Source organism: Bradyrhizobium sp. 25ACV (assembly GCF_054863005.1).
Map to the genome: position 1 here is coordinate 177,604 of NZ_JAVAYO010000014.1, position 14,708 is coordinate 192,311.

The following is a 14,708-nucleotide window of genomic DNA, read 5'->3' on the forward strand; positions in this document are numbered from 1 at the left end:
GTGTGTCGATCGTGAGTTGGGGGACCCAAATATCCGTGGCGGCCGCTCTTGCGCTGGCCTGTACGGCGACGAGCGCGCTCGCCGGTGCCAAGGACGAGAGCGCGGCCGCATGGCTGTTTCCCAAATGGTTCAACGAATGGCATGACGGCCTTGCCAGCAAGGGCCTGAATTTCGGCGCCACCTATATCGCAGACAATATCGCCAATGCCGCCGGCGGCGTGAAACGCGGCGTCATCCAATTCGGCCGGCTCGATCTGTCGGTCGATGCCGATCTCGACAGACTGGTCGGCTGGACCGGCGGCCGCTTTTACGCCAATGCCTTCATCATCTACGGCCAGGGGCTCAGCCGCAACTACGTGATGAACCTCGCCACCATCAGCGAGATCGAGGCGCTGCCGGACCAGCGGCTTTACAATGCCTATGTCGAGCAGAGCTTTTTCAATGACCGCCTGAACATCCGGGCCGGCCAGCAGGCCGCCGATGTTGAGTTCTTCGACAGCCAGACCGACGACCTCTTCATCAACGGCACCTTCGGCTGGCCCGCGATCAAGGCGTCCAACCTTCCGGCCGGCGGCCCCGCGCCGCCGATCGCGGTGCCCGGCATTCGCATCAAGGCCGCACTGACCGACAAGATCACCGCGTATGGTGCGGTGTTCAACGGCGATCCATCAGGGCCCGGCGATGTCGATCCGCAGCTGCGCGACCATCATGGCCTGGCATTCCGCATCAACGATCCGCCATGGGTGATCGGGCAGGTCCGCTTCAACTACGACATCGATATAGGCGGCCGCCCGCTCGCCGGCAATTTCACGCCGGGTGGGTGGAGGCATTACGGCTCGTTCGACAGCCAGCGCCTGACGGCGGAGGGGATATCGATCGCCGATCCCGGCGGCAGCGGCATTCCCGCAAAGCTCAAAGGCAATTACGGCATCTTCGCCGTGATCGAGCAGGTGCTGTATCGTCCGCCTGAGGTCACCGAGACCAGCACGTCGGCCTCGCTCCCCGGCATCACCGCGTTCGGCCGCATCGCCTACAGCCCGCCGGATCGCAATCTGATCGACCTCTATATGGACGGTGGCATCGGCCTCGTCGGTTTCACGCCGGGCCGTCCGCTTGACCGCTTCGGCGTGGCGGTGGCCTATATGCGGATCTCGAACACCGCGCGCCATCTCGACGTCGATACGCAGGCCTTCACCGGCATCCGAAGCCCAGTGCGCAGCAACGAGACGCTGATCGAGATGATCTACGAGGCGCACATCAAGCCGGGCTGGCTGATCGCGCCTTACTTTCAATATGTGTTCCGTCCCTCCGGCGGCGTTGCAAATCCGAACGATCCGAGCGGTGTTTCGCGGATCGGTGACGCCGCAGTGTTCGGCGTCACCACCACGATCCGGTACTAGGCTGAGGCCGCTGCCGGCTGTAGTTTCGGTTGCCGCGACAGCGCCAGCACGATCAGCGACGCGAACACGCAGAGCGCGCCGGCGATGAAGAAAGCGGGCAGGTAGCTCTCATAGACCGTCCGTGACAGGCCGGCACCGAAGGCGGCGGTACCGGCGCCAAGCTGATGGCCGGCAAAGATCCAGCCGAACACCAGGTTGGCGCGCTCGGGCCCGAATTTCTGCGCGGTGAGGCGCACGGTGGGCGGCACGGTCGCGATCCAGTCGAGGCCGTAGAACATCGCGAAGATCGACAGGCCATAGAACGAGAAATCGCTGAAGGGCAGGAAGATCAGCGAGAGCCCGCGCAGGCCGTAGTACCAGAACAGGAGATACCGATTGTCATAGCGGTCCGACAGCCAGCCCGACATGATGGTGCCGAAGAAGTCGAAGATGCCCATCGCCGCGAGCAGGCTCGCCGCCTGCACCTGCGGGATGCCGAAATCGAGACACATCGGGATCAGGTGAACCTGGACGAGGCCATTGGTGGAAGCGCCGCAGACGAAGAAGGTCGCAAACAGGATCCAGAATGCGGTCGACTTCGAGGCATCGCGTAGCGTGCCGAGCGCCACGCCCGTGATCGAGCCGTGGCTCACGGGCGGAGCCGGCAGGGGCTCGGTGCCTTCGTCGCCGTACGGGCGCAGGCCGAGATCGCTCGGACGGTCGCGCATCGCAAGCAGGACGGCCAGCGCGGAGACGCCGAGCATGATGCAGACGAATCCAAGCGCAAGTCGCCAGCCGTAGCGTTCGGTGAGGCTTGCGAGCAGCGGCAGGAACACGAGCTGGCCGGTGGCGACGCTCGCAGTCATGATGCCGACGACGAGGCCGCGCCTGTCTGCGAACCAGCGCGTGGCGATGGTTGCGCCGAGCACCAGCGCGGTCATGCCGGTGCCGATGCCGATCACCACGCCCCACAGCGCGACGAGCTGCCAGACCTCGGTCATGCCGAGGGAGAGCACGAGCGCCGAGACGACGATCAGCTGAGCCGCCAGCGTGACGTTGCGCAGGCCATAGCGGTTGAGCAGGGCGGCCGCGAAAGGCGCCATCAGTCCGAACAGGATGAAGCGGATCGACAGCGCGGAGGAGATCTCCGCCGTGCTCCAGCCGAACTCCTTCTGAAGCGGAACGATGAACACGCCGGGCGCACCGACCGTGCCGGCGCTGATCAGCGCGGCGAGGAAGGTCACGCCGACCATCACCCAGCCGTAATGAATGTTGCGGCGGGACAATGCTGCCGCGAGCCAGTTCGAGATCATTGGGCCTCAATGTGGGTTGGCGAGCCCGGTGGGACTCGCGTCATGGTTCCAGTCTGGCACGGGGAAGGGAAGTCTGAAATGACAGACTTCCCTCCCTCTATTTCGGACACAGGCGCGTCAGCGCGCCGACCGCTCCACCGCGATCGCCGTGGCTTCGCCGCCGCCGATGCAGAGGGCCGCGATACCGCGCTTGAGATTGTTCGCCTCGAGCGCATGCAGCAAGGTCACAATCAGCCGCGCGCCGGTGGCGCCGATGGGATGGCCGAGCGCGCAGGCGCCGCCATTGACGTTCAGCTTGTCGCGGGGAATGCCGAGGTCACGCTGCGCCGCCATCGCGACCACGGCAAAGGCCTCGTTGATCTCGAACAGATCGACGTCGGAGGCAGCCCAGCCGACCTTGTCGAGCAGCTTGCGGATCGCCGGGATCGGCGCCGTGGTGAACCATTGCGGCTCCTGGCTGTGGGTGGCGTGGCCCTTGATCTCCGCGAGAATGGGCAGGCCAGTCCGATCGGCAAGCGACCGCTTCGCCAGCACGAGCGCGGCGGCGCCGTCGGCGTTGGCGGAGGAGGCGGCCGGCGTGATGGTGCCGTTGGCGCGGAACGCCGGCTTCAGGCTCGGGATCTTCGCCGGGTCGACTTTCAGCGGATGCTCGTCATTGGCGATGACGCGGGGACCGGCCTTTTCCGCGAGCGTGATCGGCGCAATCTCGGCCTTGAACGCGCCTCCCTCGACGGCCTTGCGGGCGCGGCTGAGCGTCTCCATCGCATAGGCGTCCTGGTCCTTGCGGGTGAACTGGTATGTCTCCGCGGTGGCCTCGCCGAAATCGCCCATGGAACGGCCGGTCTCGTAGGCATCCTCCAGCCCATCCATCATCATGTGGTCGATGATACGGTCGTGGCCGACGCGATAGCCGCCGCGCGCCTTGGCGAGCAGATAGGGCGCGTTGCTCATGCTCTCCATGCCGCCGGAGACGACGATCTCGGCCGAGCCGGCGCGGATGATGTCGTGCGCAAGCATGGTCGCCTTCAAGCCGGAGCCGCAGACCTTGTTGACTGTGGTCGCGCCGGTGGCGTCGGGCAGTCCGGCCGCGCGCGCCGCCTGACGCGCCGGCGCCTGGCCCTGTCCGGCCGGCAGCACACAGCCCATGAAGACCTCGTCGACTTTCTCGGGTGCAAGTCTTGCGCGCTCCAGCGCCGCGCCGATCACGTGTGACCCGAGCTTGTGCGCGGGGAGCGGCGAGAGCTTGCCCATGAAGCGGCCGAGCGGGGTGCGGGCGGCGGAGACGATGACGACGGGATCGGCGGCTTCAGCCATGATGGGGCTCCCTGGCGGTGATGTGTAAGATTATGATCATCATATGATGCGGTGCAAAAAATGCAACCGCGCCAGGGATGAGAAAATGTCGTGGGTGGGATGAGATTTGGTCGTTCGAGCGAGGGAGGCTTACCTACGGCACACTGTCATCGCCCGCGAAAGCGGGCGATCCAGTATTCCAGAGGTCGTGCGGCTAGAACCGAGAGGCTGCGGCGTACCGGATGCCCGCCTTCGCGGAGCATGACACCGTCTTTGAGGAAGCGCCTTCGTTCCTCGCGCCTACCGCTTCCTGTTGACGAACGCCTGCATCAGCCGCGTCGGCTCGTCCGTGAGAAACGACTCGCCGAACACCTTGACACTCAAATTCACCGACTCCGTCAGCGGCAGTTCCTCCCATTGCCGCAGCAGCGCCTTCTGCGAGCGCAGCGCCTCCGGGCCGCATTCGAGCAGCGCCTTCACGGTATGCTCGACGGCCGCGTCCAGTTCGCCCTCCGCCGCGACCTTGTCGACCAGTCCCCAGGCGAGCGCGGTGGCTGCGTCGATATTCTCCGCCGTCATCACCAGCCAGCGCGCGCGGGCCCAACCGATCAGGCGGGGCAACAGCGCTGCGTGGATCACCGAGGGGATGCCGACGCGCACCTCCGGCATTCCGAAATGCGCATCATGCGCGGCAATCCGGAAATCGCAGGCGGCCGCCACTTCGAGGCCGCCGCCAAGGCACCAGCCGGGCATGCGCGCGATCACGGGAGCGGGGAAGGCGCGCACCGCCTCGCAGAGATCGCGCAGGCGGCTGATGAAGTCTTCGGCCGATCGTTGGTCGAGCTTGGCCATCTCCTTGATGTCGGCGCCGCCGATCATGCTCTTCTCGCTCTGGCCGCGCAGCACCACGACGCGGATGCTGCGGTCGGATGCAAGCTGCTGCAGGCCTTCGCGCACGGCGTCGGTCACCGGCGAGCCGAGAATATTGAGCGGGCCGGCGTTGCAGATCGCGACATGAACGACGCCGCGCGTATCGCGCGTCACGCCGCAGTGGGGGTTGAGCATTTCCATCGTGGCATCTCGAAGGTTTCGTGGACCGGCGCGAGGCGCGCGGGTCGGTGCCACTTCCGGGCCGAAACGTCCTTATTGTCAAGCGGGTGGGAGGCGAGTTGCAAGTGCGAACTCCGTGGCATAGTATGACATGTATCATATAAAAGGGATGCCATGACTGAATCCGACCAACTCGATCTGTTTTCGCCCGCCCAGCGGCGCGAGCGCGTGGTGGACTGGCAGGTGCCGGCGCCGGTCGCGAAAGTGGCGATGGGCCTGTCGGGCATGGACGCCATGCTGGGCATTCGCGACGGCCGGCTGCCGCCGCCGCCTTTTGCGAAACTGATCGGCTTCACGGTGGGCGTGGTTGAGCCGGGTCGGATCGTCGTGGAACTGGAGCCGCGCGAGGATCTCGAAAACACCATCGGCCTCATCCACGGCGCGACAGCAGCTGCGCTGCTCGATACCGCGATGGGATGCGCGATCTCGACCCGGTTGGAAGCGGGGCAGAGCTCTGTGACGCTCGACCTGAAAATGACCTTCCTGCGTCCGCTCTCGGTTCGCTCGGGCCTGATCTCGGCCGAAGGCAGGGTGATCAAGTTGGGACGGCAGACCAGCTACACCGAAGGCTTCGTCCGGGACGGCAAGGGCGCCCTTGCGGTGCACGCAACTGCAACGTTTTCCATGATCGGAAGCAACTTAACATGAATTAATGCACCCTTTTCGTCATTTGCGTGTTATGAGATGACCATCGACATTCAATGAGAACCGCATGCGCTACTCCCGGGAACACAAGCAGGAAACCCACGACCGCATCGTGAAGAGGGCCTCTGTGCGGCTGCGCGAAAAGGGCGCCCATGGCATCGGCGTGGCCGACCTCATGAAGGAGGCGGGCCTGACCCATGGCGGCTTCTACGCGCATTTCGATTCCCGCGAGGCGCTGGTGATCGAGGCGTTCGGTTACGCGATGGACCGCTCGATGGAGCACTGGCGCAAGATCACCGACGAGGTTTCGCCGGACAAGCGGCTGGCCATGATCGCGGAGGCCTACCTGTCGGCGTTGCATCGCGACAATCCCGGCCATGGCTGTTCGATTCCCGCTCTCGGTGCCGAGATCGCCCGCGAGAGCCCGAAGGCGCGAAAGGCCTTTGCCGGCAAGCTCGACGAGATGATCGAGGTGCTGGCGGACAATATTCCGAACATGCCGCGCAAGGCCGCACGCAAGCAGGCGGTTGCGACGCTGGCGACGATGGCCGGCACCATGCTGCTGGCGCGCATTGCCGGGTCGAGCGAGCTGTCCGACGAGGTGTTGAAGGTGGGCCGGGACAGTGCGGTGGAAGGTACGAAGCGCGAGCCGAAGGCGGCGGCGGTGAAGAAGGCGAAGAACTAGCCGAGCTGCCGTAGGGTGGATTAGCGAAGCGTAATCCACCTCTTCGATTTCCGCGGAGACAGACCTGGTGGGTTACGCCTTCGGCTAATCCACCCTACGAAGTGCGCCCCGCAAACAGCGCTCGCTCGCGCTCGACGATCTCGCCGATGTAATCCGCCACCGCTCGGATCCGCGCCAGATCCTTGCTGTCGGCGTGCATCAGCATCCAGAATGTCCGCGTGATCGAGATCTCCTCGGGCAGCACCGGCACGAGTTGCGGATAATCGCTCGCCATGAAGTGCGGCAGCACTGCGATTCCGAAGCCAGAGAGCGTGGCGTTGAGCTGTGCGATCAGATTGGCGCTGCGGAAGCGCGCGGAGATCCGCGGCGACACCTGCGGCAGATAATCGAGTTCCGGCGTGAACAAGAGCTCTTCGATGTAGCCGACGAAGCGGTGCTGCGGCAGGTCCTGCCGCGAGATGATTTTCGGGAAGCGGTCCAGATAGGTGGGGGCGGCGTAGAGGCCGAGGCGGTAGTCGAGCAGCTTGCGGCCGACGATGCGGCCTTCCTTCGGCATGGTCAGGCTGATGGCGATATCGGCCTCGCGCTTGGAGAGACTGAACAGCCGCGCGGTGGCCACAAGTTGCAGATCGAGATCGGGATACCGGTCGGCGAAGGGGGCCAGCCGCGGCGCCAGGAAAGCGGTGCCGAAGCCATCAGGCGCGCCGATCCGCACCGTCCCCGTCAGCCGCGCCACCGAGCCGCCGACCTGCTCCTGGTTGGCGACGATGGTCGATTCCATGGCTTCCGCGCTGTCGGCGACGCGCTGGCCGGCCTCGGTGAGGAGGTAGCCGGTCTTGCGCCGGTCGAATAGCTTGGCCGACAGGTGTTTCTCCAGCCGATCGACGCGGCGGATCACCGTGGCGTGGTCCACTCCGAGCTGTTTTGCCGCAGCCGACACCGAGCCGCCCCGCACGATGGCCAGCACGAAGCGGAAGTCGTCCCAATCGATAGCGCCTTGATCCAGCATTTTCGCACATCTATGGTGCATTATCTCAGACTTGAATCCTATAAAATGCAGGTCGATAGGATTTGTCAAAGCGTTCAAGCTCGGCCTCAAGGAGATCATTCATGCGCTCAGTCGGACATTTCATCGGTGGCAAGGAAGTAAAGGGCACGTCTGGCCGCACCGCCGACGTTTTCGAGCCGATGACCGGTGACGTTCAGGCCAAGGTGGCGCTGGCGTCCAAGGCCGAGGTCCGCGCCGCCGTCGAGAACGCCCGCGCAGCACAACCCGAGTGGGCCGCGACCAACCCGCAGCGCCGCGCCCGCGTCATGATGAAATTCGTCGAGCTGGTTCAGCGCGACTACGACAAGCTGGCCGAGCTGCTCGCGCGCGAGCACGGCAAGACCGTGCCGGACGCCAAGGGCGACATCCAGCGCGGCCTCGAGGTCGCCGAGTTCGCCTGCGGCATCCCGCATCTGATGAAGGGCGAATACACCGAAGGCGCCGGCCCCGGCATCGACATCTATTCCATGCGTCAGGCGCTCGGTGTCGTCGCCGGCATCACGCCGTTCAACTTCCCGGCGATGATCCCGATGTGGAAGTTCGCGCCCGCGATCGCCTGCGGCAACGCCTTCATCCTCAAGCCCTCCGAGCGCGATCCCGGCGTGCCGATGCTGCTCGCCGAACTCATGATCGAGGCGGGCCTGCCGGCCGGCATCCTCAACGTCGTCAACGGCGACAAGGAGGCGGTCGACGCCATCCTCGACGATCCCGATATCAAGGCCGTCGGCTTCGTCGGCTCCACGCCGATCGCGCAGTACATCTATGAGCGCGCAGCTCAAACGGGCAAGCGCTGCCAGTGTTTCGGCGGTGCCAAGAACCACGCCATCATCATGCCGGATGCCGACATGGACCAGGCCGTCGACGCGCTGATCGGCGCGGGCTACGGCTCGGCCGGCGAGCGCTGCATGGCCGTCTCGGTCGCGGTCCCCGTCGGCAAGTCCACTGCCGACCGTCTCATGGAGAAGCTGGTCCCGCGCGTCGAGTCGCTCAAGATCGGCACCTCGATCGATCCGTCCGCCGATTACGGTCCGCTGGTGACGCGCGAGGCGGTCGAGAAGGTCAAGGGCTACATCGACATCGGCATCAAGGAAGGCGCGACGCTCGCCGTCGACGGCCGCGGCTTCAAGATGCAGGGCTACGAGAACGGCTTCTATCTCGGCGGCTCGCTGTTCGACAACGTCACCAAGGACATGCGGATCTACAAGGAAGAGATCTTTGGCCCGGTGCTCTCGGTCGTCCGCGCGCACGACTACAAGGAAGCGCTGGCGCTGCCGTCGGAGCACGACTACGGCAACGGCGTTGCGATCTTCACCCGCGACGGCGACGCCGCCCGCGACTTCGCGGCCAAGGTCAATGTCGGCATGGTCGGCATCAACGTGCCGATTCCGGTGCCGATTGCCTATTACACCTTTGGCGGCTGGAAGAAGTCGGGTTTTGGCGATCTCAACCAGCACGGTCCGGATTCGGTCCGCTTCTACACCAAGACCAAGACGGTGACCTCGCGCTGGCCGTCCGGCGTCAAGGAAGGCGCGGAGTTCTCGATCCCGCTGATGAAGTGATCCCCTTGAGAGCGAGGCTCATATGCAGTTCGCTCTGAACGAGGATCAGATCGCGGTTCGCGACATGGCGTTGGCGTTTGCGGCGGAGAAGATCGCGCCGCACGCACTGCGCTGGGACGAGGAGAAGCATTTCCCCGTCGACGTGATGCGCGAGGCCGCGACGCTGGGCATGGGCGGCATCTACATCCGCGAGGATGTCGGGGGATCCGCGATGACACGGTTCGACGCGGCGCTGATCTTCGAGGCGCTGGCGACGGGCTGTCCGACCACCTCCGCCTTCATCTCGATCCACAACATGGCGAGCTGGATGATCGATGCCTTCGGCAGCGACACCCAGCGCCATACATGGTTGCCAAAACTCTGCACCATGGAGCTGATCGCCAGCTACTGCCTGACTGAGCCGGGCGCGGGCTCGGATGCCGCGGCGCTCCGCACCCGCGCGGTGCGCGATGGCGATCACTACGTTCTCAATGGCCAGAAGCAGTTCATCTCCGGCGCCGGCGGCACTGATCTGCTGGTCGCGATGGTGCGCACCGGGGGCGATGGCCCCGGCGGCATCTCGACGCTCGTCATCGACGGCAAGACGCCGGGCGTTTCCTTCGGCGCCAATGAGCGCAAAATGGGCTGGAACGCGCAGCCGACCCGCGCCGTGATGTTCGAGAACGCCCGCGTGCCAGTTGCCAATCGCCTCGGCGAGGAGGGCATCGGCTTCAAGATCGCGATGGCCGGCCTCGATGGCGGCCGCCTCAACATCACCGCATGCTCGCTGGGTGGTGCGCAGACCGCGCTCGACAAGGCGCGCGCCTACATGAAGGAACGCAAGGCGTTCGGAAAGCGTCTCGACGAATTCCAGGCGCTGCAATTCCGTCTCGCCGACATGGCGATCGAGCTCGAGGCCGCGCGCACTTTTCTGTGGCGTGCCGCCGCGGCGCTGGACCGCAAGGACCCCGATGCCACGATGCTATGTGCGATGGCCAAACGCTTCGGCACCGATGTCGGCTTCGAGGTCGCCAACCATGCGCTGCAGCTTCACGGCGGCTACGGGTACTTGAGCGAATATGGGATCGAGAAGATCGTGCGTGATCTGCGTGTGCACCAGATCCTCGAAGGTACCAATGAAATCATGCGGCTGATCGTGGCGCGCAAACTGATCGAGGGCGCGCGATGACGGTGGTGGAAGAGGGCGATCTGGTCGCGCGCGTCGAGGGCGCGGCCGGAATCATCAGGCTCAATCGTCCCAAGGCCATCAACGCCGTCACGCTGGAGATGTTTCGCGACATCGACAAGGCGCTCGACCGCTTCGAGGCCGATCCCGCCGTCGCAGTGATCCTGCTGGAAGGCTCCGGCGAGCGCGGCCTCTGTGCCGGCGGCGACATCCGCACGCTCTGGGAGAGCTCGAAGGTCAACGGCGACCTCGGCAAGATCCTCTGGCGCGAGGAATACATCCTCAACGCCCGGATCAAGAAATTCCCGAAGCCCTATATCGCCTTCATGGACGGCATCGTGATGGGCGGCGGCGTCGGGCTCTCCGCCCATGCCAGCCACCGCATCGTCACCGATCGCACAAAACTGGCGATGCCCGAGGTCGGGCTCGGCTTCTTCCCTGACGTTGGCGGAACCTTTCTGTTGTCGCGCTCGCCGGGCGAGGTCGGCACTTACTTCGGCCTGACCGGCCAGACCATGAACGGGCCCGACGCGATCCATGCCAAGTTCGCCGACGCTGTGGTGCCAGCGGCCAAATGGCCGGAGCTGCGCGAGGCGCTAACCAAGGTTCGTCCAGGCGTAACTGCCGCCGATGTCGGCGGGCTCATCAACGGCTTTGCGACGGGCGAGACCGCGGGACCGGTCGCCGCAAAAGAGCCTGCTATCGACGCATTGTTCGGCTTCGACCGCATGGAAGATATCTTTGCTGCCCTGAAACGTGACGGCTCCGACTTCGCGCTGGCGACGCTGAAGACGCTCAACGAGAAATCGCCGCGCGGCATGGTGGTGACGCTGAAACTGTTGCGACTGGCGCGCGAGGCGTCGAGCCTGGAGGAGTGCCTGGTGCGCGAATACCGCGCCGCACTGGAGGTGTTTCGCAGTGACGATTTTCGCGAGGGCGTGCGCGCGGCCGTGATCGACAAGGATCGCAACCCGACGTGGTCGCCGCCGCGGATCGAGGATGTGACGCCAGAGATGCTTGCGCCGTATCTCGCCGAGATCGGCGCCGACGAGCTGAAGTTCAACTAATCAACGATTGAAGCTGGAGGAAACGACAATGGCCACGATCGCATTCATCGGTCTCGGCAACATGGGCGGCCCGATGGCGGCCAATCTGGTCAAGGCGGGCCACAAGGTGGTGGCGTTCGATCTCGTCGAAGCCTCGCGCGATCAGGCCAAGGCCGACGGCGCCGGCATCGCCGACAGCGCCGCGGGCGCAGTGAAGGGCGCCGATGTCGTCGTCACCATGCTGCCGGCCGGCAAGCATGTGCTCGGCGTCTGGAACGAAATCCTTCCCGCGATGGCCAAGGGCGCGCTGGTCATCGATAGCTCGACCATCGACGTCGAGAGTGCGCGGCAGGCGCATGCGCTCGCCGCCAAGCACGGCGTGCTTTCGGTGGATGCGCCGGTCTCCGGCGGCACCGGCGGCGCCAAGGGCGCGACGCTCACCTTCATGTGCGGTGGCGAGGAGAACGCATTCGCGGCGGCAAAGCCGGTGCTGGAGAACATGGGCAAGAAGATCGTGCATTGCGGCGGGGCCGGCGCAGGGCAGGCTGCAAAAATCTGTAACAACATGATCCTCGGCATCTCCATGATCGCGGTGAGCGAGGCGTTTGCGCTCGGCGAGAAACTCGGGCTCTCGCATCAGGCGCTGTTCGACGTCGCCTCGACTTCGTCGGGCCAGTGCTGGTCGCTGACGACCTATTGCCCCGTGCCGGGCCCGGTGCCGACCTCGCCCGCGAACAACGACTACAAGCCGGGCTTTGCCTCGGCGCTGATGGTGAAGGATCTGACGCTGGCGCAGGACGCCGCGAAGGCTGCGGGCGCGGCCACCCCGCTCGGCAAGCATGCGCAGGAGATCTATCAGTCTTTCGACGCAGCCGGGCAAGGTGGGGTGGATTTTTCCGGAATTATCAAGCACGTTCGCAGCCTCGCTGGAAAATAGCGAGGCTTCGTAGCCCGGATGGAGCGAAGCGAAATCCGGGACAGCTGCTTCCAATGGTGTAGCCGGCCCCGGATTGCGCTTCGCTCCATCCGGGCTACGCTCGAACATCAATTCGACGGGCCCGGAACATGACGACATTTCAGGACGCGCGCGCGTTTCTGCTCAAGCACCGCACGGATTACGAGACGGCGGTCACAGGCTTCCGCTGGCCGGATCCGGTTCCCTTCAACTGGGCGCTCGACTGGTTCGATGAGCTCGCGAAGGACGCGGAAGCCAAGGACCGGGCCGCGCTCTGGATCGTCGATGCCGCGCAGGACCGGCAGACAAAACTATCCTTTGCGGCGCTGTCGAAGCGCTCGAACCAGGTCGCGAATTTCCTCCGTGGGCAGGGCCTGAAGCGCGGCGATCATCTTCTGCTGCTGCTCGGCAATGTGGTTCCGCTGTGGGAGACGATGCTGGCGGCGATGAAGCTCGGCGTCGTCGTGATCCCTGCGACCACGCTGCTCACCGCGGACGAGCTTCGCGATCGCCTCGATCGCGGCAAGGCGAGGGCGGTGGTGGCCGCCGAGGACCAAGTCGCGAAATTCGCAAGCCTTAAATTCGAAAGCCTTGGTGCCGAGAATATCGTTCGCATCGTGGTCGGCCCGGCTCACGACGGATGGCTCTCCTATGATGATGCCGCAAAGGCCCCGGAGAGTTTTAGCGCCGACGGCTCGACTAATGCCGACGACCCGATGCTGCTCTATTTCACCTCGGGGACCACGGCAAAACCAAAACTCGTCCGGCACAGCCAGCGCAGCTATCCGGTCGGGCATCTGTCGACCATGTACTGGATCGGGCTGAAGCCCGGCGACGTCCATCTCAACATCTCCTCGCCCGGCTGGGCCAAGCATGCCTGGAGCTGCTTCTTCGCGCCATGGAACGCGGGCGCCACTGTGTTCGTGGTCAACCAGCCGCGCTTCGATGCGAAAGGCCTGCTTGCCACCATCGGCCGCTGCGGCGTCACCACGCTGTGCGCGCCGCCGACGGTGTGGCGGCTATTCATCCAGGAGAACCTGGCGTCCTTCAAGGTGAGCTTGCGCGAGGTCTGCGGCGCCGGCGAGCCGCTCAACCCTGAAGTGATCGACCAGGTGCGGGCGGCCTGGGGCCTCACCATCCGCGACGGCTACGGCCAGACCGAAACCACCGCGCTGGCCGGCAACTCGCCGGGCCAGACGATCAAGATCGGCTCGATGGGCCGGCCGCTGCCGGGCTATCGCGTGCAGATCAGCGATGCCGACGGCAACAAGGCGAAGGAAGGCGAGGTCACGCTGCTGCTCGGCGTCGAGCGCCCCGCCGGGCTGATGCAGGGCTATCAGAGCGACGACGGCAAGCTCTCCGGCGACGAAGGCGAGCTCTATCGCAGCGGCGATGTCGTTTTCGAAGACGACGAGGGCTATCTTACCTTTGTCGGCCGCTCCGACGACGTGTTCAAGTCGTCGGACTACCGCATCAGCCCGTTCGAGCTGGAGAGCGTGCTGCTCGAGCACGAGCTGGTTGCGGAAGCCGCGGTGGTGCCGAGCCCGGATCCGATCCGGCTCGCGATCCCCAAGGCGTTCGTGCTGCTGACCTCGGGCGCGGAGCGGACGCCGGAGACCGCGCTGTCCATCTTCCGGCACCTGCACACGCGGCTCGCCCCGTTCAAGCGCATCCGTCGCCTCGAAATCGTCACCGAGCTGCCGAAGACGATCTCTGGCAAAATCCGCCGCGTGCAGCTACGCAGGCTCGAGCGCGACGATGATCGCAACGATCCGCTGCGCGGCCGGGAATTCCGTGAGGAGGATTTTCCGGAACTGCCGAAAACACGGAGTGAGACCTAAGTGAACGAAGTCTGGAAGAAGCCGCCGATTTCCTTGGAAGCCTACCAGGCCATGGTCGGCAAGGAGATCGGCGTATCGTCGTGGCACCTGATCGATCAGCCGCGCATCGACACCTATGCCGACGTGATCGAGGATCACCAGTTCATCCACGTCGACCCTGAACGTGCCAAGAAGGAGACGGCGTTCGGTACCACCATCGCGCACGGCTTCCTGACGATGTCGCTGCTGTCGATCATGTCCTATGAGGTGATGCCCGTGATCGCGGGGACCACGATGGGCGTGAACTATGGCTTCGACAAGCTGCGCTTCATCTCGCCGGTCCGCTCGGGCAAGCGCGTTCGCGGCCGTTTCGTGCTGGCCGAAGCCAAGCTCCGCAAGCCCAACGAGCTGCAGTCCCGCACCAATGTCACGGTGGAGATCGAGGGCGAGGACAAGCCGGCGCTGGTCGCGGAGTGGCTGGGTCTGATCTATTTCGCCTAGGCCCGAAGCGTCGTTGCCGGGCTTGACCCGGCAACCCATCGCTGCTCAAAAGCGACGCAACGCGCGATTTCACCCTCTCCCCTTGTGGGAGAGGGTGGCTTCGCAGAGCGAAGCCGGGTGAGGGGTATCTCTCCGCGGACTCGCCTGTAGAAGCAAACCCCTCATCCGGCGCCGTAGCCGACGCTACGC

General features: G+C 64.9%; 13 protein-coding genes. 9 read left to right on the forward strand and 4 right to left on the reverse strand.

Annotated features, from left to right (window positions below; all coding sequences use genetic code 11):
* Window positions 1-35: 35 nt before the first annotated feature.
* Window positions 36-1,400 (forward strand): carbohydrate porin, encoded by a 1,365-nt coding sequence (locus RAD04_RS28590; RefSeq protein WP_461626456.1) that lies wholly within the window; start codon window positions 36-38, stop codon window positions 1,398-1,400.
* On the opposite strand, the gene RAD04_RS28595 is transcribed toward RAD04_RS28590, so the two are convergent.
* The 3 genes from RAD04_RS28595 to RAD04_RS28605 all read right to left on the reverse strand — a co-directional run bounded on the left by RAD04_RS28595 (window position 1,397) and on the right by RAD04_RS28605 (window position 5,056).
* Window positions 1,397-2,692, reverse strand: coding sequence for an MFS transporter (locus RAD04_RS28595; protein ID WP_461626457.1), 1,296 nt, complete (start codon window positions 2,690-2,692; stop codon window positions 1,397-1,399). The two genes, RAD04_RS28590 and RAD04_RS28595, sit on opposite strands and share 4 nt — an antisense overlap.
* Before the next feature lie 117 nt (window positions 2,693-2,809).
* Window positions 2,810-4,006: an acetyl-CoA C-acyltransferase gene (locus RAD04_RS28600; protein ID WP_461626458.1), complete on the reverse strand. Its 1,197-nt coding sequence runs from the start codon at window positions 4,004-4,006 to the stop codon at window positions 2,810-2,812.
* Between the two features lie 279 nt (window positions 4,007-4,285).
* A complete protein-coding gene (locus RAD04_RS28605) occupies window positions 4,286-5,056 on the reverse strand; it encodes an enoyl-CoA hydratase (protein WP_461626459.1) in 771 nt (256 codons plus the stop codon).
* Window positions 5,057-5,209: 153 nt separating this feature from the next.
* Here RAD04_RS28605 and RAD04_RS28610 point away from each other — a divergent pair, with 153 nt between their 5' ends.
* A complete protein-coding gene (locus RAD04_RS28610; protein WP_461626460.1) occupies window positions 5,210-5,743 on the forward strand; it encodes a PaaI family thioesterase in 534 nt (177 codons plus the stop codon).
* 64 nt (window positions 5,744-5,807) lie between these two features.
* Complete coding sequence (locus tag RAD04_RS28615; RefSeq protein WP_461626461.1) at window positions 5,808-6,425, forward strand: TetR/AcrR family transcriptional regulator; 618 nt, start codon at window positions 5,808-5,810, stop codon at window positions 6,423-6,425.
* A 94-nt stretch (window positions 6,426-6,519) separates the two neighbouring features.
* Here RAD04_RS28615 and RAD04_RS28620 read toward each other — a convergent pair whose 3' ends face one another.
* Window positions 6,520-7,434: a LysR family transcriptional regulator gene (locus tag RAD04_RS28620; protein WP_461626511.1), complete on the reverse strand. Its 915-nt coding sequence runs from the start codon at window positions 7,432-7,434 to the stop codon at window positions 6,520-6,522.
* Window positions 7,435-7,535: 101 nt separating this feature from the next.
* On the opposite strand from RAD04_RS28620, the gene RAD04_RS28625 reads away from it, so the two are divergent.
* The 6 genes from RAD04_RS28625 (at window position 7,536) to RAD04_RS28650 (ending at window position 14,519) form a co-directional block, all read left to right on the forward strand.
* On the forward strand, window positions 7,536-9,032 hold the full coding sequence (locus tag RAD04_RS28625) for a CoA-acylating methylmalonate-semialdehyde dehydrogenase (protein ID WP_461626462.1): 1,497 nt from the start codon (window positions 7,536-7,538) through the stop codon (window positions 9,030-9,032).
* Between the two features lie 22 nt (window positions 9,033-9,054).
* Window positions 9,055-10,200, forward strand: coding sequence for an isobutyryl-CoA dehydrogenase (locus RAD04_RS28630; RefSeq protein WP_092252673.1), 1,146 nt, complete (start codon window positions 9,055-9,057; stop codon window positions 10,198-10,200).
* Window positions 10,197-11,264, forward strand: a complete 1,068-nt coding sequence (locus tag RAD04_RS28635; RefSeq protein ID WP_461626463.1) for an enoyl-CoA hydratase/isomerase family protein — start codon at window positions 10,197-10,199, stop codon at window positions 11,262-11,264. The genes RAD04_RS28630 and RAD04_RS28635 overlap by 4 nt, the downstream gene beginning before the upstream one ends.
* 13 nt (window positions 11,265-11,277) lie before the next feature.
* Window positions 11,278-12,180, forward strand: coding sequence for a 3-hydroxyisobutyrate dehydrogenase (mmsB, locus tag RAD04_RS28640; protein ID WP_461626512.1), 903 nt, complete (start codon window positions 11,278-11,280; stop codon window positions 12,178-12,180).
* A gap of 128 nt (window positions 12,181-12,308) precedes the next feature.
* On the forward strand, window positions 12,309-14,039 hold the full coding sequence (locus RAD04_RS28645; protein WP_461626464.1) for an AMP-binding protein: 1,731 nt from the start codon (window positions 12,309-12,311) through the stop codon (window positions 14,037-14,039).
* Complete coding sequence (locus RAD04_RS28650; protein ID WP_028145119.1) at window positions 14,040-14,519, forward strand: MaoC family dehydratase; 480 nt, start codon at window positions 14,040-14,042, stop codon at window positions 14,517-14,519. It abuts the gene before it with no gap.
* Window positions 14,520-14,708: the final 189 nt, after the last annotated feature.